Raw genomic sequence first — 19011 nt, 5'->3', positions numbered from 1 at the left:
GTCATGCCCACATCGCCGGTCCGTACGTACGCCGAAACTGTCGGTGGCCGCTGGAAGCATCGGTTTCGGGGGGCCAAAAATCCGAGACCCCCCGGATCCGAGCCTGCCAGCCGGCACCGACAGTCTCGCGCCGGATCTACTGGCCGGCCGGTGGAGCCGGCGCCGGCTGCCAGTGCAGTCCGTCGTCGGAAATCCTGTTCTGGCCTCGCAGGACCCCGCCGGGATCGACGGTGAGAAGGTAGCCGCCGGTGAGCGTACGCATGAGGAGGGCCGCACCATCGGTGCCGGCAACGGGCTGGCCGGAGTCACCGTAGTCGGTCGACCGGACGACAGCTGGCTGCTTGCCGTGCGAAGTGCTGATGAACGAGCCGTCCTGCAGCAGCAGCGCGTCATCCGACAGCGCCGGGCCTTTCGCGGTGTTGCCCGGTGTCGTCTGTCCGTGCGTCTGCTGGAACCGCCAGGTCCGGCCACCGTCGTCGGTCAGCATGACCCCGGCCTGCATCCACTTCTGGTCGACCTCCGGCTGCGGACCATACTGCACCGGCACGACCGCATGACGACCATCGACACTCTGCGGCACCGAGGTCACGAACCGGCCGGCCGCCGTGAGCGGCGTCCGGCTCCACGTGCGGCCACCGTCATGGCTGACAGCGAGCACCATGTGACCGGCCATCCGGTCCTTCACGGTCCGGTACGTGGCCCACAGGACACCGGTCGGATCTCGCTGGATCCCGTCGAGCGAGTCGGTCGGACGGGTCGTCGGCGACGCGGTCAGCCGGTGCCAGACACCCGTCGTCGGGTCGAGCGTGGCCAGGAACTCGGTGCGCGACTGGCCAGCACCGTGCTGGACGAACGTCGAGACCGGCCACCCCTGCGCGACACTCGACACCGGATCGCCGAGCCAGTCCGTCACCGGCTGCCCGTCGTCTCGCAGACCGTCCACCACGACGCGGCGGCCGTCGGTGATCGGCGACCAGGTCTGGCCGCCGTCCCTGCTCAGCGAGTCGCGGTATTTGACGACCAGTCGACTGACGACCGCCGGCCCCGACCCCGGACGCACCCCGGTCGGGTTCACACGGCTGTGGTGTTGACCAGTGAAGTCAGCGGCAGCCGCCGCCTGCATCGCGGCCGGCAGGACCCAGGCCTTCCAGTCATGGCCATCGAGCGTACGAGCCAGACCGTACGACCCGGCCTTGGTCTGGACGATCGCGTACGCCGTCCGGGTGTCCAGCGGCGCGGTGTCGACGACCTTCTTGATCTGCGACATCTCCACCGGTGTGGCCACGATCGCCCCCTTCACCGGCTGGTCGCTGGCCACCTTGCCGCCGACCTGGTGCAGCGTCAGCGGTACGGCAGCCACCGCCAGCGCGACGGCCGCGACCGCCGCGACTCCGCCGACCCGGCGTGTCGTACGGCGGCGCCGCGCTTTTGCCTGCAGCTGCGCGAAACTGCTCATCGGCCGGTCGACCACCTGTCCCCGGATGTCGGCCACCTTCTCCCCGAATACGTCCACGTCACTCACCGCTGCCTCCATTGAGCGATCCGGTCAGCTCGTCGTCGCCGGCCTCGTCGAACTCCTCGGCCAGCGCCAGCCGGCCGCGCCGCAGCCAGGTCTTCACCGAGTTCACCGGGGCGTTCATCACGACCGCCACGTCCTCCACCGGCAGGTCGGCGAAGTAGTAGAGCGCGATCGCCTCGCGCTGCGCGACCGGCAGCCGCCAGATCGCCGAGATCAGCGCGACCCGGTCCGGTGCCAGCCCCGGCACCAGACCCGGTACCGGGATCTTTCGCACCAACACGCCAAAACGCCGCTGTCGTCGCTGCTTGCCGCGCACGATGTTGAGCGTCACGGTCCGCATCCAGGCGACCGGATTGTCGGCCCGCAACACCTTCGCCGGCCGCGCCAGCGCGCGTACGAACGCCTCCTGCACCGCCTCCTGTGCCTCACCCACGTCACCGGTCAGGGCGTACGCGGCGAGCACCAGTTGCTGTCTGGCGTCCCGGTAGAGCTCCTCCAACACCTCGGTGGCCCCGCTCAACCCCGCCCCTCTCGCTGTCGTCGACTTGGCCCGCTAACTCGTCGAGGTTTGGCAGGCGCGACAAGTTTCAGCTGGCGGTATTTTCTTGCGCCGCGCCAACCTGGGACAACGCCGTACGCCGGTGGATTCACCAGGCGAAGCGCGCTCCGGCGGCATACAGTCCCCGGAGTGGAGGCCATACCGTTGTTCCCGTTGGGGACTGTGCTGTTCCCCGGTGTGGTGTTGCCGCTCCACGTTTTCGAGCCGCGCTATCGCGAGCTGACCCGGCGGCTGATGGCCGCGCCGGAGGGTCCCGGCCGGGAGTTCGGCGTGGTGAGCATCAAGCAGGGTTGGGAAGTCGGCGAGGACGGCGTGAAGGCGCTGTACGAGGTCGGCTGCACGGCCGAGCTGCGCCAGGTCGCCGCGTATCCGGACGGCCGCTATGACATCGTCACCGTCGGACGCCGACGTTTTCGGTTGCACGACCTGGACACCACATCTGCGCCGTATCCGAACGGCGAGGTGGAATGGCTGCCCGACTCGCCGTACGACGAGAGCGAGGCGGCGCTGCTGTCGGTCAGCGTCGGTGAGGTGTTCCAGCGGTACGTCGCGTTGATCGCGGCGGTCACCGAGACGAAACAGGATGCCGACGCGCCACCGATGCACATCGAGCTGACCTCGGCGGCGAGCGCGACGACAGTGAAGCTGCCGACCGACCCGGCCACGCTCTCGCATCTGGTCGCCGCGAGCGCGCCGCTGCCGCAGGACGACCGGCAGGCGCTGCTCGCCGAGGTCTCGACGATCACCCGGCTGCGCCGCGAGCTGCGGCTGCTCAAGCGGGAGGCGACGATGCTCCGGCGGCTGAAGGCGGTGCCGGTCCCGCTGGCGGAGCTTCGGGCCCCGCTAAGTCTGAACTAGGCTCCGGATCGACACCGGGCCAGATCTCCGGTGGGATCTCGAAGTCGCCGCGGCGCAGGTCGCCGTACTTGGACCAGCCGGCGGTCACCACATACACCAGCACCGCGACCAGCGGCTCGATCAGCAGTACGCCGGTCGCGCGCAGGTTCACCGGCACGCTGAACTCCACGCCGGCCGGCGCCGAGTTGACCAGCCGGTTGAAGCTGGACAGGCCGATCTGGTGGCCGAGGTAGGCGGCCAGCAGCGAGCCGGCGGCCGCACCGACGGCCAGTCCGATCGCCATCCATGGCCCGCGCTTGCCGCGCCACGCATAGCCGGCGACACCGGCCACGATGCCGATCACCAGGCCGATCGCGCCGAGCGTCGCGTCGGCGGCGATGAAGACCTCGTTGTTGAAGCCGGCATAGACGGCGACCCCATCGGACCGTACGGCCGACGCGTGCGGCGCCAGCAGCGTCCAGAGCAGGCCGGCCGGTCCGCCGAGCACGGTCAGGATCGCCGCCATGATCACCGCGCCGCGCAGGTCGCCGACCGCGAACGCGCGGCTGATCGGCAGTGGTGGCGGCTGCCAGTGCGCGTACGGGTCGGCCAGGTTGGCGTCGACCGTCGGCCGTGGCTCGTCCACCGGCGCCGGGTCGGCGGCCTGCTGCTCACTCGTCATAACCGTTCGAGCTTGTCACACCGCGACGGGCCTCTGCAGGCCAGGACGTTGCGTACGCGGGCCGGTCCTGATGAGGTCAATCCTGCAGGATCTATTTTCTGGAGCGAGGAGACGTGCCAGTGAACGCGCGGCGGAGCACCACCTGGTTCGGTGGGTCGGACAAATCCGGGATGATCCACCGTTCGTGGATGCGTAACCAGGGCTACGTCGACGAGGTGTTCGACGGCCGGCCGGTGATCGGCATCGCGGTCACCGCGTCCGACCTCGCCCCTTGCAACGCGCACCTGACCAGGGTCGCCGAGGCGGTCAAGACCGGCGTGTGGCAGGCCGGCGGCTTTCCGCTGGCGTTTCCGGCGATGGCGCTGGGCGAGACGCTGCTGCGGCCGACCGCGATGCTCTATCGCAACCTGCTCGCCATGGAGGCCGAGGAGCTGATGCGCGCCAACCCGATGGACGGGGTGGTGCTGCTGTCCGGCTGCGACAAGACGACGCCCGGCCTGCTGATGGCGGCCTCCAGCGTGGACATCCCGGCGGTGATGGTGACCGGCGGACCGATGCTGAACGGCAAGTTCAAGGGCCAGGACATCGGCTCGGGCACCCACGTGTGGAAGTTCGACGAGGAGGTACGCGCCGGCCGGATGAGCCAGGAGGAGTGCTTCTTCGCCGAGAGCTGCATGTCGCGGTCCAACGGCCACTGCATGACGATGGGTACGGCCTCGACGATGGCCAGCATGGCCGAGGCGCTCGGCATGCAGCTGCCATACTCGGCGACCTGGCCGGCGGTCGACGCGCGCCGCTACAAGACCGCCACGCAGGCCGGCCAGCGGATCGTGAAGATGGTCGAGGAAGACCTGCGGCCGAGCCAGATCATGACCCGCGCGGCCTTCGAAAACGCCATCCGCGTCAACGCCGCGATCGGCGGCTCCACCAACGCGGTCATCCACCTCATCGCGATCGCCGGCCGGCTCGGCGTACCGCTGGAGCTCGACGATTTCGACCGGCTGGCACGGGAAATCCCGACCCTGGTCGACCTGATGCCGTCCGGCCGGTTCCTGATGGAGGACTTCTGTTACGCCGGCGGCATTCCGGCCGTGATGGCCGAGCTCGGGGCGCTGCTCAACACCGACGCGATCACCGTCACCGGTCGTACGATCGCGGAAAACGTCGCCGGCGCGGAGTGCTACAACCGCGAAGTCATTCGTACGCTGGACAATCCGCTGCAGGAGGCCGGCACCGGCACCGCCGTACTGCGCGGCAACCTGGCACCGGACGGCGCGGTCATCAAGCAGTCGGCCGCGTCGCCTCACCTGATGCGACACCGCGGCCCGGCGATGGTGTTCGAGTCGCCGGAGGAGTATTACGCGGTGGCCGAGGACGAGGACATGCCGGTGGACGAGAACACCGTGCTGGTGATCCGCAACTGCGGTCCGCGCGGCTATCCCGGCATGCCGGAGGTCAGCAACGTGACGCTGCCGACCAAGCTGCTCAAGCGCGGCATCAACGACATGGTGCGGATCTGCGACGGCCGGATGTCCGGCACCGCGTACGGCACGGTGGTGCTGCACGTGTCGCCGGAGGCGGCCGTCGGCGGACCGCTCGCACTCGTACAGACCGGCGACCTGATCTCGCTGGACGTGCCGTCGCGCTCCATCACACTGGAGGTCGACGACGAGGAGCTGGCGCGCCGCCGCGCCGATTGGAAGGCACCCGCGCCGCACGCCGACCGCGGGTGGGTCCGGCTCTACGGCGAGCACGTGCTGCAGGCCAACCACGGCGTCGACCTGGACTTCCTGGTCGGCGCGAGCGGACACGACGTGCCGCGTGACTCACACTGACATTCGTGAACCTCACGATCGACGCCGGGTCGGCGACGCCACCGTACGAGCAGCTTCGCGCCCAGGTCAGCGACCAGGCCAGATCCGGTGCGCTGCCGGCCGGCACGCGGCTGCCGCCGGTGCGCCAGCTCGCCACCGACCTCGGCCTGGCCGCGAACACCGTGGCGCGCGCCTATCGTGAGCTGGAGCAGGACGGCGTCGTCGTCACCCGCGGCCGGCACGGCACCTTCGTCGCCGCCGGCCGCGACGCGGCCGTGCAGGCCGCGCACGAGGCGGCCGTCGCGTACGTGGCGCGGATCAGGCAGCTCGGCGTCGATGACGACCAGGCGATCGACCAGGTCAGGAATGCACTACGTACGAAGTGAAGTTAGACCCTTTGACATGCCGTTGATCGAGGAGATTGCGTAATGAGCATCCAGGACATCCCGCTGACCACGCTGGCCGGCGAGCCGAGCACACTCGGCGCGCTCGGCGACAAGGCGCTGCTGGTCGTCAACGTCGCTTCGCGCTGTGGCCTGACGCCGCAGTACGAGGGGCTCGAGCGGCTGCAGAAGCGCTATGCCGACCAGGGTTTCTCGGTCGTCGGCTTTCCGTGCAACCAGTTCGGTGGCCAGGAACCGGGGACGTCCGAGCAAATCCAGGAGTTCTGCTCCACGACGTACGGTGTCAGCTTTCCGATGTTCGAGAAGCTCGATGTCAACGGCGACGACCGGCATCCGCTCTACGCCGAGCTGACCCAGGCGACCGACGCCGACGGCAACGCCGGTGACGTGCAGTGGAACTTCGAGAAGTTTCTGGTGTCGCGCGACGGCTCGGTGATCGCGCGCTTCCGCCCGCGTACCGAGCCGGAGGCCGCCGAGGTCACCGCCGCCATCGAGGCCGCGCTCTAGAAAGTCCGAAGGCGTCCCCCTTCTTTCCGGGGACGCCTTCGATCTATATGGAGGACAGAGCCGACCGGCCCTGTTCGTTTGCCGCTCTCACCTACTAGGACTGTCCAGCCGGCCGTTTTGATGCCACGAATCGGTGTGATCCGCGTGACATCAACAGTTCCCCACCCTTTTGGCGCCGGCGAGTTTACGAAAGGTCACACGGGCGCAGGATGCCGTCGAACGGCTCAGGCAGCTCGAGCTTGTCCGCCGGCGGCGCCGCGGCATGCCGCACGTACCGATTGGTGGCCGGGTCCAGCCGATAGAGGTCGGCGTAGTAACCGGCTGGCGTCTCCTTGGCGATCAGATACCACTGGATCCGGCTTGGGCGTACACGGTCATCTTCTGGTCATACTCCTCACCGCCACCAGGTGACACGATCTCCGCGACCAAGCGGACATTCTGGGAATTGGCTGGACGTCCGCGATGACGCTGACGCAATACGACCGCGTCCGGCAAGCGATAACGGCTGCCTTCCGCGACCGCGTACTGGTGTTCATATGTCGGCTCGGGTACAAAGATCACCCTTCCGGCGTGCAGCTCGACGTGAACGCCTTGCGGAAGAGCGTCGTAGTCGGCTTCGGTCCACTCCCCGCGGTGAACACGACTACCCGCTGATGATCATCGGCTACGCACCGCTAAGCGACGATGCAGCCGGAGCCGAGCAGAGCCTTCAGGTCACCCATCAGCGCCGGCGAGGGGGTCACCCGCAGGCCGTCCTGCAGTCGCAGCACGGTCGCCTGGTTGCCGTTGGTGACCCGCAGCCGCACCTCGGTCGTGCCGGGGTGAGTGACCAGCACCTCGCGCAGTTGGCTGACCAGCGGCGGCGTGCACCGGGTCGCCGGCACGGCGAGCGTCACCGGGGCCTTGGACACGTCGGTGAGGTTGGGGATCGACAGGTCGGAGACGATCAGCCGGGGCACGTCGTCGCGCTTGTCCACCCGCGCCTTGAGCACGACGATCGCGTCCTCGGCGATGTGCATGCCGACCAGCTCGTACGTGGCCGGGAAGAACAGAGCCTCGACCGAGCCGGACAGATCCTCCAGCTGCGCGAGGGCCCACGACTTGCCGGCCTTGGTGACCTTGCGGGTCACCCCGGACAGGATGCCGGCGACGGTGACCAGCTTGCCGTCGGGCACCGCGTCCTCGTTGAGCGCCACCAACGAGGTGTCGGCGGCCGCGGAGAGCACGTGCTCCACGCCGGACAGCGGATGGTCGGAGACGTACAGGCCGAGCATCTCCCGCTCGAACGCCAGCAGGTCGGCCTTCTCCCACTCGCCGTCCGGGATCGCCGGCGTGACGACGACCGACTCCTCCCCCTCGGTCACGTCGCCGAACAAGTCGAACTGGCCGATCGCCTCGTTGCGCTTGGTGGCGGAAAACGCGTCCACCGCGTCGGCGTGAATGGCCAGCAGGCCGCGCCGTACGTGCCCGAGCGAGTCGAACGCGCCGGCCTTCACCAGCGCCTCCATCACCTTTTTGTTGCACGCGACGGCGTCGACCTTCCGCAGGAAGTCGTAGAAATCGGTGTACGCGCCCTTTTCCTGCCGACAGCGCTCGATCGCCGCCACCACGTTGCCGCCGACGTTGCGGACGGCGGCCAGGCCGAAGCGGATGTCGGTGCCGACCGGGGTGTAGTCGGCCTTGGACTCGTTGACGTCCGGCGGCAGGACCTTGATCCCCATCCGGCGGCACTCGTTGAGGTAGACCGCCGACTTGTCCTTGTCGTCGCGTACGGAGGTGAGCAGCGCGGCCATGTATTCGGCCGGATAGTTGGCCTTCAGGTAGGCCGTCCAGTAGGACACCACACCGTATGCGGCGCTGTGTGCCTTGTTGAACGCGTAGTCGGAGAACGGCACCAGGATGTCCCACAGCGCCTTCACCGCCGCCATCGAGAAGCCGTTGGCCTTCATGCCCTCGCTGAACGGCCCGAACTCCTTGTCCAGGACTTCCTTTTTCTTCTTGCCCATCGCGCGGCGGAGCAGGTCGGCCTGGCCGAGCGTGTAGTTGGCGACCTTCTGCGCGATCTGCATGACCTGCTCCTGATACACGATCAGGCCGTAGGTCGTCTCCAGGATGTCCTTGAGCGCGTCCTCGAGCTCCGGGTGGATCGGCGTGATGTCCTGCTGGCCGTTTTTGCGCAGCGCGTAGTTGATGTGCGAGTTGGCACCCATCGGACCGGGCCGGTAGAGCGCGCCGACAGCGGAGATGTCCTCGAAGTTGTCCGGCTGCATCAGCCGCAGCAGCGACCGCATCGGACCGCCGTCGAACTGGAAGACGCCGAGCGTGTCACCTTTGCCGAGCAGCTCATAGGTCTTCTTGTCGTCCAGCGGCAGATGCTCCAGGTCGATCTCGACCTCGTGGTTCATCTTCACGTTGCGCAGCGCGTCGTCGATGATCGTCAGGTTGCGCAGGCCGAGGAAGTCCATCTTCAGCAGGCCGAGCGACTCACAGGTCGGATAGTCGAACTGGGTGATGATGGCGCCGTCGGAGTCGCGCCGCATGATCGGGATGTGGTCGGTGATGGTCTCCGAGCTCATGATCACACCGGCCGCGTGTACGCCGGTCTGCCGGATCAGCCCCTCGATGCCTTTCGCGCGGTCGAAAACCGTCCGCACGTCGGCCTCTTCGTTGTAGAGCCGGCGCAGCTCGCCGGCCTCGTTGTAGCGCGGATGCTTCTCGTCGAACACGCCGGACAGCGGGATGTCCTTGCCCATCACGGCCGGCGGGAAGGCCTTGGAGATCCGGTCGCCCAGCGCGTACGGGAAGCCCTGGATGCGGCCGGCGTCCTTGATCGCGGCCTTGGCCTTGATGGTGCCGTACGTCGCGATCTGCGCGATCTTGTCCTCGCCCCACTTCTCGGTGACGTAACGGATCACGTCACCGCGGCCACGCTCGTCGAAGTCGATGTCGATGTCCGGCATCGACTCGCGCTCGGGGTTGAGGAACCGTTCGAAGATCAGGCCGTGCGGCAGCGGGTCGAGATCGGTGATGCCCATCGCGTACGCGACGAGCGCACCGGCCGCCGAGCCACGGCCCGGACCGACCCGGACGCCGTTGTTCTTGGACCACATGATGAAGTCGGCGACGACCAGGAAGTACGACGCGTAGCCCTTGTCCAGGATGACCTTCATCTCGTACTCGGCCTGCTCGCGGTGCCGCGGCGGCACGCCGTCGGGGAACCGGCGGCGCAGGCCGCGCTCCACCTCGGCGCGGAACCAGGACTCCTCGGTCTCACCCTCCGGCACCGGATAGCGCGGACTGAGGTCCTTGAACTGGAACATGCCGGCGGTGTCGACCCGCTCGGCGATCAGAAGTGTGTTGCGGCAGCCTTCCAGCCATGCGTCGGAGCTGTCGATGGCGCGCATCTGGTCGGCGCTCTTGATGTAGTAACCGGTGCCGTCGAACTTGAACCGGTCGGGATCGGCCAGCGTCTTGCCGGTCTGGATGCACAGCAGCGCGTCGTGCGACTCGGCGTCGGACTCGTGGGTGTAATGCGAGTCGTTGGTGACGACGAACGGGATCCCGACCTCCTTGGCGATCCGCAGCAGGCCGTCGCGAACACGGTTTTCGATGGACAGGCCGTGGTCCATCAGCTCGATGAAGTAGTTGGCCTTTCCGAAGATCTCCCGGTATTTCGCCGCCGCGTCCCTGGCCAGGTCGTAATGGCCGAGCCGCAACCGGGTCTGCACCTCGCCGGACGGACAGCCGGTGGTCGCCATCACGCCCTCGGCGTGCTCGGCGAGCAGCTCGTCGTCCATCCTGGCCCACTTGCGGACGAACCCCTCGGTGTAGGCCCGCGAGGTCAGCTTGAACAGGTTGTGCAGGCCAGTCGCGTTCTGCGCCCACAACGTCTTGTGCGTGTAGTGACCGCCGCCGGAGACGTCGTCGCTCTTCTGGTGCGGGTCACCCCACTTCACCGGCTGCTTGTGAAACCGCGAGGCCGGCGCCACGTACGCCTCGATGCCGATCACCGGCGTGACGCCGGCCTTGGTGGCCTGCTTGTAGAAGTCGTATGCGCCGTGCATGTTGCCGTGGTCGGTCATCGCGACCGCCGGCATCCCCTGCCGCTCCACCTCGGCGAAGAGATCCTTCAGGCGCGCCGCGCCGTCCAGCATCGAATACTCCGTGTGCACGTGGAGATGCACGAAAGAATCACTGGACGGGCCGGCGGACGACATCCTCGGCTGGACCCCCTCTTTGTCCCGCGGTCTGTGGACCCACGAAGGGATCCAGAACCCGATCCTCGCACGCCGGTCTGACAACTCCGGCGTTGCCTGGACCGCGTGTCGGGCCGGCTGAATCTCGTCCGCTTTACACCAGCATCACGCCGTACGCGGCAGGATGACCACGGGTGGGGTCCAAGAGGGCGTCTGGTGGAAGGGAGCCAAATGTCAGGCCTGATAGGCACGGCTGCGGCCGCTGCCGGTCTGCGCCGGACCGACCTGTGGCCGTGGGCCGTCCGCGTGTGGGCCAGCGAGTTGGGACCCCGGGAGATCGACGGCCGGGCCGGTGGCCCGGTGCCGATCTCCGACGGCTGGTACGGCACGGTCGACGGCGTGTCGATCGAGCTGTTCGGCTGGCGGCAGCCGGTGCTGTCCGGCCGCGACGACTGGGCCGCCGCGATCGGTCCGCGACCGGCCGACTGGCTGTCGCTGGTCACTGTCGTCGCACACCTGTCCGGCGCGGCCGGCCGGTTCCGGCTCGGCATCCGCTACGTCGATCCGGAGCTGGCGCTGCAGCGGCTGCCGAGCCACCAGCATTTCAAGCTGGTCGAGGCGGACGCGGCCGGCGCCGCCCTGCTGGAGCGGCCGGCCGTACGCGCCACGCTCGCACCGGTCAGCACCGACTTCGTGACGCTGGCCGACCGTACGCTGCTGGTGCACGCGCCGCAGCGCGACGGCTCCGCCGACTGGCTGGCCGGCAAGATCACCGCCGTGGCCGCGCTGGCCGCTGTGATGGACAGCGCTTCGGTCACGGTGACGGCGCTCGGCCAGGCACAATGCAATCGTGCCCGACTCACCAGCTGACCGGATCGAACTCATCACCGTCGGCGAGCCGATGGTCCTGCTGCAGCCACCGGCCGACCAGCGACTGCTCGGCGCGCCGGCGCTGGACGTGTATGTGGCCGGCGCCGAGCTCAACGTGGCCGCCGGCACGGCGCGCTTCGGCGTACGCACGGCGCTGGCGACGGCCGTCGGCGACGACCCCTTCGGTGCACGGCTGATCGCCGCCGCCGGTGAGCTCGGCATCGACACGTCGCTGATCGCGATGGACGCGGCACATCCGACCGGCGTTTTTCTCAAGGACGTCACCGACGACGGCGCGCGCCGCGTCTACTACTACCGCGCCGGCTCGGCAGCCGCCGCCATGACCGCCACCGACGCCGACCGCGTACTCGCCGCCAGGCCGCGTGCACTGCTCACCTCCGGCCTGACCGCATCGCTCGGCGACGGGCCGTACGCGCTGGTCAGCCGCCTCTGCCGGGAGGCACCGGCCGCCGGCATCTCGGTCGCCTTCGACGTCAACATCCGTCCGCAGCTCGGCGACGTCGCCGAGCAGGGCAAACGATCGCGGGAACTGCTGGAAGGCTGCACGCAGCTGTTCATCGGCACCGATGAGGCCACGCCAGTCTTCGGCGTCGACGACCCCGACGCCGTCATCGAAGCCGCGCGCACCGCCGGCGTCGCCGAGATCGTCGTCAAAGCCGGCGCCGCCGGCCTCTGGGTCAACGGCGGCGCCGACACCTACCACCTGCCGTCCGCCGCCACCTCCGTCGTCGACCCGGTCGGCGCCGGCGACGCCGTAGCCGCCGGCTATCTTGTCGGCCGTCTCCGCGGCTTGGCCGAGCTACCCTCCGCCTGGCTCGGCAACCAACTCGCCGCGGGCATCGTCGGGGCGCTCGGCGATGTCACGGGTTTGCCGACGCATGTCGAGGCGATGGAACTTTTGGAACGCGCCGCCGAGTCTGGTCCCGGGGCGTAGTTTTCTGGCTGAGGTGGCGAAAGTGTGGCGGTGGGTTGATGTGGTGGTGTGGGGTGGCGGTGGGGGGTTCGATTGTTGCTGAGGATGTGGTCGGGTTTCTGATTTTTGCGTTGGTGAGAGTGGTTGGTTTTCTGGTTGTTGCGTTGGGTGGGTGATTGGGTTTTTCGCCTGCGCGGCGGGCGCTCCTGCGCGGAGGGCGACCTCAAGGGAGGGGGCGCGTGGATGCCAATCGTGTGCATTTGGGAGTGCGGGTGGCGGTTTGTGGGCGGGGCTGGGTCTTCCGGGCTTGCTCGTTCTCCCCGTATGGGAAGCAACCCGTCGGTCGGGACGCCAAACGATCGTGCTGTAGCGGCTGACTGCGTAATACTTGTTTAACAAGACATCAAAACGGACATCTGTTGCAGACCAGTAGTCACAACAGCATTATCAGCCTCGATAGTCACACCCGTCACAGCGCCAGGTGATCGCGGCGGCGTGAAGGCCTTGTTTCTTACGTCCAGCGCAAGTAACTCGACATTCATGCCATCCGCGAACCTCGCAAGCCGGACATTTAGCGCTCCACACGTTTTTACATCCCACATAGTGGACCTTCTCGCCACCCACCGGGACGCCACGGCACCGCCGGCGCCCCAGCCACACTCCTGGTCGGTTTGTCCGTTCTCTCCCGCCAAGGAGAACGGACAACCGCACACGCGGCACCCAACCCAACCAACAGCGAAACCCCGCGCGCCCCTCCTCTTGAGGTCGCCCTCCGCGCAGGAGCGCCCGCCGCGCAGGCGCCACCACCCCCAAACGCAACAATCATGGAAACCCAACCACCTTCAAACGCACCAAACATGAAACCCAACCCACCGACGCAACCAGAAAACCTAGCCCACTCCAACTACCCCACTATCCTCCGGCAACAACGGCCGAAAGACGGTCGAATAAGGGTCCCGGATTTCCGCCGCCGCCTCAACAGCCCGCACCTCGCTCCGACCCGCCAACGCACGCAATGAATCAGGCGCCGCCACGACGACAACTCCATAAACGCAGGCGCATCCACCCCGATACGCCGCTGCCTCACGCCGCGCTATATCTGCCCCAACCGTATCTCCAGCCGCCGCGAGGTCTCCCGCCGTCGTCGTACGTTCGGCCGCTAAGCCGACCACTCCGCTCGCGAGATCCCGACCGGAAACCGCGGTAAAAGATGTAAGTCGCGTCTGCGCGCCGGCGATCGGCACATGCGCGTACGCCAGGCGCAGCGGCATTCCCTTCAGCACCGCGGCAGCACCGGAACCCGTTTGATATTCACGAAAAGATACCAGCGCGACGATCGGCGTGGCGCCCTTTAGTGAGGCGAGCGAACGCTGTGCGGCGACCACGTACGCGGGAATGTTCGTGCCGTCGGAGGGTCCGACCCGCGCGACCGAGATGTCGTCCACATTGGACGGAACCGGCCGCGGCCAAAAAAACCAGACACCGCCAGCGAAGATGGCGACAACCAGAAAGACGATCAATATCTGCGAAACCGGGGCCAGCGTACGGAACCGGCGCACACCGCGCGCCAGCCGGTTCATACCGAGGATTCGCGGAGGACGTCGAGCGCGTGCTGCAGGTCCGGCGGAAACGGCGAGGTGAACTCGACCCACTGGCCGTCGGCCGGATGCTCGAAGCCGAGCCGGGCCGCGTGCAGCCACTGCCGGCTCAGTCCGAGCCGCCGGGCGAGCGTCGGATCGGCGCCATAGGTCAGATCCCCGACGCACGGATGCCGCATCGCCGCCATGTGTACGCGGATCTGGTGCGTACGACCGGTCTCCAGCTTCACGTCGACCAGGCTCGCCGCACGGAAAGCCTCGGTCGTCTCGTAATGCGTCACGCTCGGCCGGCCGCCGGCCACGACGGCAAACTTCCAGTCTGACGACGGATGCCGGTCGATCGGCGCGTCGATGGTGCCGCGCAACGGATCCAGATGTCCCTGCACCACCGCGACGTAACCCTTGTCGACCGTACGTTCCTTGAACGCGCGTTTCAACAGCGTGTAGGCCCGTTCGCTCTTGGCGACCACCATCACCCCGGTGGTGCCGGCGTCGAGCCGGTGGACAACCCCTTGCCGCTCCGCCGCGCCGCTGGTCGACACGCGGTGTCCCATCGCCGCCAGGCCGCCAATCACCGTCGGTCCGCTCCAGCCTGGACTCGGATGCACCGCCACGCCGACCGGCTTGTCCACCACCGCGATGTCGTCGTCCGCGTACACGACACTCAACCCGTCGACCGGCACCACCTCGACGGTCGGAGCGCCAGGAGGCGGCGGCAGCGTGACCTCCAGCCAGGCACCGCCGACGACCCGGTCGGACTTGCCCTGCTGGACTCCGTCGACGCTGACCTCGCCGGCGGCGGCCAGCGCGGCGGCGGCCGTGCGGGACAGACCGAACATCCGCGCCAACGCGGCATCGACCCGCATGCCGTCGAGGCCGTCCGGCACCGGCATCGACCGGTGCTCCCCCATCATCGCGTCACTCACGAAGACGAGTCTGACACCGACTTCTCGGCGCTGGTGCGCTGGTCGGCGGCTCGCTTGCCGTCGACGCCGATGCCACGGAACACCAACAGCACGACGATCGCGACGCCGACGCACAGACACGAGTCGGCGACGTTGAAGACCGGGAACCAGCCGACGCTGAAGAAGTCGACGACACCGCCCTGCAGCGGCGCCGGCGCGCGGAAGATCCGGTCAGACAGGTTGCCGGCGGCTCCGCCGAGGATCAACCCCAGCGCGACGGCCCAACCGATCGAGTTGAGCCGGCGGGCCGTACGGATGATGTAGACGATGACGCCGATCGCGAAGAGCGAGAGAAGCACCGTGTACGTCTGGCCCAGCGAGAAGGCGGCGCCGGTGTTGCGGGTGGCCTGCAGCGACACCAGGTCGCCGATCAGCCAGATCGGCGGCCGGTTTTCCAGATATGCCACGACCAGCGCCTTGGTGAGCTGGTCGATGCCGATCGCCAGGACCGCGATCACCGCGAACAGGACGATCGGCCGCCCCGACTTCTTCTCGGTCAGTGTCGCTCCTCCAGCTGCTTGCACGTGACGCACAAGGTGACGAACGGGAACGCCTCCAGGCGGGCCGTCGGGATCCGGTTGCCACAGGACTCGCAGATGCCGTACGTGCCAGCATCCAACTGTGCCAGGGCATGCTCGACCTGGTCGAGGCGGGCCTGGATGCCGCGGGCCAGGGACAGCTCCTGCTCGCGTTCGAACGCCTTGGTGCCGGCGTCGGCCTGGTCGTCGCCGGCCCCGTCGGAGACGCGGTCGCGCTGCATATCGGAGATCTCGGCGAGCGCGCGAGCGTATTCGGCGCGCAGGTCCTCGGCGCGAGCGGTCAAGTCGGCCCTGATGTCCGCGTACTCAGCACTGGCGGATGACGTGTTGGTGCTCACGGGCGTGGGTTCCGTTCTGCTCGCCGCCGGGGCGCTGTTCTCGGCGGATGGTGTCCGACATTGGAAGATTGCTCACGTACCGGCGACCGCGGTCCAGCGGGCCGCCCGACTTGTCGTTCGGCGCCCGTGCGGATCCGCCTTCCCCGAGGCAGACACGATACGTAACCTCGATGCGCGCCACAATCCTGACGCGCACGAACGACGCTGTTGTCAGACCAGGGTAGGCGGCAATTCCTGAAGCGCTAGTCGGCGCAGCGTGAGATCTGAATTAAGGCCTGTCCCGACCCTCCGCGGGGATGAGAGTCGAGATCCAAAACGTCGTCTGGCGGTGCGGCGGAGCCGCCCGGCGTGGCAGCGCCACGTGGGCGGTTTCGCCGTGCCGTCAGGCGGCCCGAGAAAGATGTGACAGCGGCTCGGCTATCGCCCCGCGGAGGGGTCGGGACAGGCCTAATGCCGTACGGCCATGAGCTGGGCAACCGGCTTGCAGAGCGCGCATGGGGTGAAGCCGAGCTCGAAGGCCTCCCACACCGGTACGGCTTCGGAGTCCTTGCCGTCCAGGTGCGCGCAGCCGGAGAGGTGAAACCGCGGCCGGCCGTCGATCACGACGACGTCGTCGTCGCGCGCGGCGAACTCGTCGGCCACGCCGGTGCCGATCGGCTCGATCCCCGGCTCGTCGGCCGGATCGTCCGGGTCGCGGAGCTCCTCGCGCTTCGGCGGCGCCGGCTCCTCGGCGTTTTTCTGCGCCCTTGCCGGCTGGCTCGGCACCGTCGGCGGAGTCACTGGTGGGGTGACTGCTGGCGTACGCGTCGCTACGACCGGGTCGCTGACCGCCTCCGGCGTCGCCTCTGCGACCTCGGGCTCGACCGGCTCCGGCGGCTTCTCGGCGGCCGGCTTCTCCGGCGCCGCGACCGGTGGTGTGGCTGGTGGTGTGGCTGGCACCGTGGGGAGCTGCTGGGTCCGCTCGCCGGTCGACGCCTTGTCCGGCCGCGCGAACGCGCTCTCGTCGACCTTCGGAGGCTTGCGACCCTTCGGCGGGACCACCGGTGGCAACACGGCCGTGGTCTCGCTGCGACCGGCGCGCTTGGCCGGCGGCGCGGCGACCGGCGGTGCCGCGGCTGGCTGCTTCCTGGCTGGCTTGCGATCGGGTGCGCGGGACGCTCCAGCGGCCGCCGGCCGTCGCTGGTGACGCGCGCCCAGATACAGCAGCACGGCCGCCAGCACGCTGACACCGATGGAAGCGGCCACCAGCAGTACGTTGCTGGTGACCACACCCACGATCAGCACGCCGGCGGCCGCCACGACTAGCAGCAGGCTCGCGATGAGCACGCGCTCAGCTCCCGGTCACGCTCTAGGGGTTGATCAGTAACGGCTGTTGTGGTCGCTGTCCAGGCCGAGACCGCGTACGCCGCCACCGAACGAACCCGACACGCCGGTCGAGTTGTTGATGCCGGTCGAGCCGGTCACCGTCGCGGACCGGTCGGCCCCCCGGCTCTCGGTCTCGATGGCCTGGCCGCGGTCGGTCAGGTCACGCAGCTGGGTCTCCAGGAACGCCTTGAGGCGCGTACGGTATTCGCGCTCGAAGGACTTGAGCTCCTCGATGTGCTTCTGCAGCGCGGAGCGCTTGGCGTCCAGGCTGCCCATCGCCTCCTGGTGGCGCTGCCGCGCCTCCTGCTCCAGCGCCTCGGCCTTGGACCGCGCGTTGCGGGTCAGCTCGTCGGCCTTGGCGCGCGCGTCGCTCAGCAGCTTCTCGGCTTCCCGGCGGGCCTCCCCGACGTGATCGTCCGCGGTGCGCTGTGCCAGCATGAGGACCCGCAGCGCCTGCTCGCCACCCGGCTCACCGCCGGACAGGCCCATGGCCCCGGCCATGCCGCCGGCCTGGGTGCCGCCGCGCTGGTCCTGAGCACGGGCCGCGGCCTGCTGCGCCTGCTGCGCGGCGGCCTGGGCCTCCTGCGCCTGCTGGCGGAGCCGCTCCATCTGGCTCTTGAGCTCGGAGTTCTCCTGCGAGAGGCGGCGGCTCTCGGCATCGTCGCGCGGCGGTGCGCTGGCACCACCTCGCCCGCCGGCCTGCGCGCGCAGGTCGTTGTTTTCCTCGATGAGCCGAGCGAGTTCGCGCTCCACCTCGTCGAGGAAGGCGTCGACCTCCTCCTCGTCGTAGCCTCGCTTACCGATCGGAGGCTTCTTGAACGCCACGTTGTGCACGTCGGCGGGTGTCAGCGGCATAACGTCTCCTCGGTCCAATGGGCCACGCGTAGGCAGGTCGAACTCACCTGAAACTCAACCCCCCAAGCAGGCTCATGAGGACATACACAATTACCAGTAGCAAGATAAAGCCTAAGTCCAGACTAATTCCACCGACGCGAAGGGGTGGAATAACCCGCCTCAGGAGGTTGAGTGGCGGGTCCGTCACGCTGAAAACCAGCTCCAGGGTCACTGCCGCCGGCCTGCTCGGACGCCAGCGGCGAGCGAATGACTGGACCCACTCGAACACCAACCGGGCGAGCAGGAAGAGGAAGAAGAAATAGACGATGAGGTAGGCCACCTGCCAGACGAGCGACACGGTTGCTTACCCTCTCCTTCAACTCTGGTTGAAAAACCCGCCCTCGGCGATCTTCGCCTTGTCCTCCGCGGTGACTTCGACGTCGGCCGGCGAGAGCAGGAACACCCGGTTGGTGACGCGGTCGATGCTACCCCGAAGACCGAAGGTAAGTCCCGCGCAGAAGTCCACGAGCCGTCGCGCGTCCGCTTCGGTCATTTCTGTCAGGTTCATGATCACTGGGACGCCATCGCGAAAATGCTCCCCGATCGTCCGTGCCTCGTTGTAAGTGGTCGGATGCATAGTGGTGATCCGGTACGACGGCTCTTCGGGTTTCACTGACATCGACGGCATGACCTGGGGAACCACCTGTGGCGCAAGAGCGAGGTTGTCTTCTGATGCGTACGACGCATCAACTCGGGGGAAGGACCGTACCGGGGCTCGGTCAGCCGTCCGATCGACGGCACTATGCGCCATTCGTTCCGCGGCTCGATCTGATGCACGCTCCGAATAGCGTTCGGCGGACCGCTCGGAGCGGGCCGGCGGCTGCACCGAGGCACGTCCGCGTGGCCGGGCCGGCGGCTCGAAATCCTCGTCGAACGCGTCGAGTTCGTCGTCGACGAAGTCCCGGTCCTCGTCGTCCTCGACGAGGCCGAGCCAGACACCCGCCTTGCGCCACGTCCCCATCGGGTCCCGCCCCCTTCGAGTCGGTCCAC

General features: G+C 68.1%; 19 protein-coding genes. 6 read left to right on the top strand and 13 right to left on the bottom strand.

Annotated elements, in window-relative coordinates; all coding sequences use genetic code 11:
* Positions 1-136 precede the first annotated feature (136 nt).
* Together GNX95_RS02755 and GNX95_RS02750 are read right to left on the bottom strand one after the other, a co-directional pair.
* Positions 137-1522 (bottom strand): sialidase family protein, encoded by a 1386-nt coding sequence (locus GNX95_RS02755; protein ID WP_163505567.1) that lies wholly within the window; start codon positions 1520-1522, stop codon positions 137-139.
* Positions 1515-2039 carry a sigma factor-like helix-turn-helix DNA-binding protein gene (locus tag GNX95_RS02750; RefSeq protein ID WP_163505566.1) on the bottom strand — a complete coding sequence of 175 codons (525 nt, stop codon included), beginning with the start codon at positions 2037-2039 and terminating at the stop codon, positions 1515-1517. The genes GNX95_RS02755 and GNX95_RS02750 overlap by 8 nt, the downstream gene beginning before the upstream one ends.
* Before the next feature lie 168 nt (positions 2040-2207).
* On the opposite strand from GNX95_RS02750, the gene GNX95_RS02745 reads away from it, so the two are divergent.
* Positions 2208-2936, top strand: a complete 729-nt coding sequence (locus tag GNX95_RS02745) for an LON peptidase substrate-binding domain-containing protein (RefSeq protein ID WP_163505565.1) — start codon at positions 2208-2210, stop codon at positions 2934-2936.
* Here GNX95_RS02745 and GNX95_RS02740 read toward each other — a convergent pair.
* On the bottom strand, positions 2851-3597 hold the full coding sequence (locus GNX95_RS02740) for a DUF2567 domain-containing protein (RefSeq protein ID WP_163505564.1): 747 nt from the start codon (positions 3595-3597) through the stop codon (positions 2851-2853). The genes GNX95_RS02745 and GNX95_RS02740 overlap by 86 nt on opposite strands.
* 113 nt (positions 3598-3710) lie before the next feature.
* Here GNX95_RS02740 and GNX95_RS02735 point away from each other — a divergent pair, with 113 nt between their 5' ends.
* Genes GNX95_RS02735 through GNX95_RS02725 form a run of 3 tightly spaced genes read left to right on the top strand, consistent with a single transcriptional unit; the run spans position 3711 to position 6322 of the window.
* Positions 3711-5432 (top strand): dihydroxy-acid dehydratase, encoded by a 1722-nt coding sequence (locus GNX95_RS02735; protein WP_187369584.1) that lies wholly within the window; start codon positions 3711-3713, stop codon positions 5430-5432.
* Between the two features lie 5 nt (positions 5433-5437).
* Positions 5438-5797 (top strand): GntR family transcriptional regulator, encoded by a 360-nt coding sequence (locus GNX95_RS02730; RefSeq protein ID WP_163505562.1) that lies wholly within the window; start codon positions 5438-5440, stop codon positions 5795-5797.
* A 42-nt stretch (positions 5798-5839) separates the two neighbouring features.
* Positions 5840-6322 carry a glutathione peroxidase gene (locus GNX95_RS02725; protein ID WP_163505561.1) on the top strand — a complete coding sequence of 161 codons (483 nt, stop codon included), beginning with the start codon at positions 5840-5842 and terminating at the stop codon, positions 6320-6322.
* Between the two features lie 339 nt (positions 6323-6661).
* Here GNX95_RS02725 and GNX95_RS44165 read toward each other — a convergent pair whose 3' ends face one another.
* Complete coding sequence (locus GNX95_RS44165) at positions 6662-6883, bottom strand: Uma2 family endonuclease (RefSeq protein WP_163505560.1); 222 nt, start codon at positions 6881-6883, stop codon at positions 6662-6664.
* Between the two features lie 113 nt (positions 6884-6996).
* Positions 6997-10539, bottom strand: coding sequence for a DNA polymerase III subunit alpha (gene dnaE / locus GNX95_RS02715; RefSeq protein WP_163505559.1), 3543 nt, complete (start codon positions 10537-10539; stop codon positions 6997-6999).
* 210 nt (positions 10540-10749) lie between these two features.
* Between dnaE and GNX95_RS02710 the strand changes: the two genes are divergently transcribed.
* Both GNX95_RS02710 and GNX95_RS02705 read left to right on the top strand, forming a co-directional pair.
* A complete protein-coding gene (locus tag GNX95_RS02710; protein WP_163505558.1) occupies positions 10750-11388 on the top strand; it encodes a hypothetical protein in 639 nt (212 codons plus the stop codon).
* Complete coding sequence (locus GNX95_RS02705) at positions 11369-12343, top strand: sugar kinase (RefSeq protein ID WP_163505557.1); 975 nt, start codon at positions 11369-11371, stop codon at positions 12341-12343. The genes GNX95_RS02710 and GNX95_RS02705 overlap by 20 nt, the downstream gene beginning before the upstream one ends.
* An 869-nt stretch (positions 12344-13212) precedes the next feature.
* Here GNX95_RS02705 and GNX95_RS02700 read toward each other — a convergent pair.
* From GNX95_RS02700 to GNX95_RS43725, 8 genes are all read right to left on the bottom strand, one after another.
* Positions 13213-13902: a hypothetical protein gene (locus tag GNX95_RS02700; RefSeq protein ID WP_163505556.1), complete on the bottom strand. Its 690-nt coding sequence runs from the start codon at positions 13900-13902 to the stop codon at positions 13213-13215.
* Positions 13899-14831, bottom strand: coding sequence for an RluA family pseudouridine synthase (locus tag GNX95_RS02695; RefSeq protein WP_163507798.1), 933 nt, complete (start codon positions 14829-14831; stop codon positions 13899-13901). Before GNX95_RS02695 ends, GNX95_RS02700 begins: the two co-directional genes overlap by 4 nt.
* 11 nt (positions 14832-14842) lie before the next feature.
* Positions 14843-15409 carry a signal peptidase II gene (gene lspA, locus GNX95_RS02690; protein ID WP_163505555.1) on the bottom strand — a complete coding sequence of 189 codons (567 nt, stop codon included), beginning with the start codon at positions 15407-15409 and terminating at the stop codon, positions 14843-14845.
* Positions 15382-15762 carry a TraR/DksA family transcriptional regulator gene (locus tag GNX95_RS02685; RefSeq protein ID WP_187369583.1) on the bottom strand — a complete coding sequence of 127 codons (381 nt, stop codon included), beginning with the start codon at positions 15760-15762 and terminating at the stop codon, positions 15382-15384. Before GNX95_RS02685 ends, lspA begins: the two co-directional genes overlap by 28 nt.
* 447 nt (positions 15763-16209) lie before the next feature.
* Positions 16210-17088: a hypothetical protein gene (locus GNX95_RS02680; protein WP_163505554.1), complete on the bottom strand. Its 879-nt coding sequence runs from the start codon at positions 17086-17088 to the stop codon at positions 16210-16212.
* A gap of 33 nt (positions 17089-17121) precedes the next feature.
* The gene (locus tag GNX95_RS02675) at positions 17122-17982 is read right to left on the bottom strand and encodes a DivIVA domain-containing protein (protein ID WP_163505553.1); all 861 of its coding nucleotides are present in this window, start codon (positions 17980-17982) and stop codon (positions 17122-17124) included.
* A 43-nt stretch (positions 17983-18025) separates the two neighbouring features.
* Positions 18026-18319 carry a YggT family protein gene (locus GNX95_RS02670; protein ID WP_163505552.1) on the bottom strand — a complete coding sequence of 98 codons (294 nt, stop codon included), beginning with the start codon at positions 18317-18319 and terminating at the stop codon, positions 18026-18028.
* Positions 18320-18337: 18 nt separating this feature from the next.
* Entirely contained in the window at positions 18338-18982 is a 645-nt protein-coding gene (locus GNX95_RS43725; RefSeq protein WP_163505551.1) for a cell division protein SepF, read from the bottom strand.
* Between the last annotated feature and the right edge of the window lie 29 nt (positions 18983-19011).

Origin of the sequence: Fodinicola acaciae (assembly GCF_010993745.1) — a bacterium.
GTDB lineage: Bacteria > Actinomycetota > Actinomycetes > Mycobacteriales > HKI-0501 > Fodinicola > Fodinicola acaciae.
Note: the sequence above shows the minus strand (reverse complement) of the source record. Positions and strands in the feature narration are given on the sequence as shown.

Excerpts from the sequence above, each read along its gene's own strand:
- GNX95_RS02740 (WP_163505564.1), bottom strand. The coding sequence starts at position 3,597 with ATGACGAGTGAGCAGCAGGCCGCCGACCCGGCGCCGGTGGACGAGCCA.
- GNX95_RS02725 (WP_163505561.1), top strand. The coding sequence starts at position 5,840 with ATGAGCATCCAGGACATCCCGCTGACCACGCTGGCCGGCGAGCCGAGC.
- dnaE (WP_163505559.1), bottom strand. The coding sequence starts at position 10,539 with ATGTCGTCCGCCGGCCCGTCCAGTGATTCTTTCGTGCATCTCCACGTG.
- GNX95_RS02710 (WP_163505558.1), top strand. The coding sequence starts at position 10,750 with ATGTCAGGCCTGATAGGCACGGCTGCGGCCGCTGCCGGTCTGCGCCGG.
- GNX95_RS02700 (WP_163505556.1), bottom strand. The coding sequence starts at position 13,902 with ATGAACCGGCTGGCGCGCGGTGTGCGCCGGTTCCGTACGCTGGCCCCG.
- GNX95_RS02695 (WP_163507798.1), bottom strand. The coding sequence starts at position 14,831 with ATGGGGGAGCACCGGTCGATGCCGGTGCCGGACGGCCTCGACGGCATG.
- GNX95_RS02675 (WP_163505553.1), bottom strand. The coding sequence starts at position 17,982 with ATGCCGCTGACACCCGCCGACGTGCACAACGTGGCGTTCAAGAAGCCT.
- GNX95_RS43725 (WP_163505551.1), bottom strand. The coding sequence starts at position 18,982 with ATGGGGACGTGGCGCAAGGCGGGTGTCTGGCTCGGCCTCGTCGAGGAC.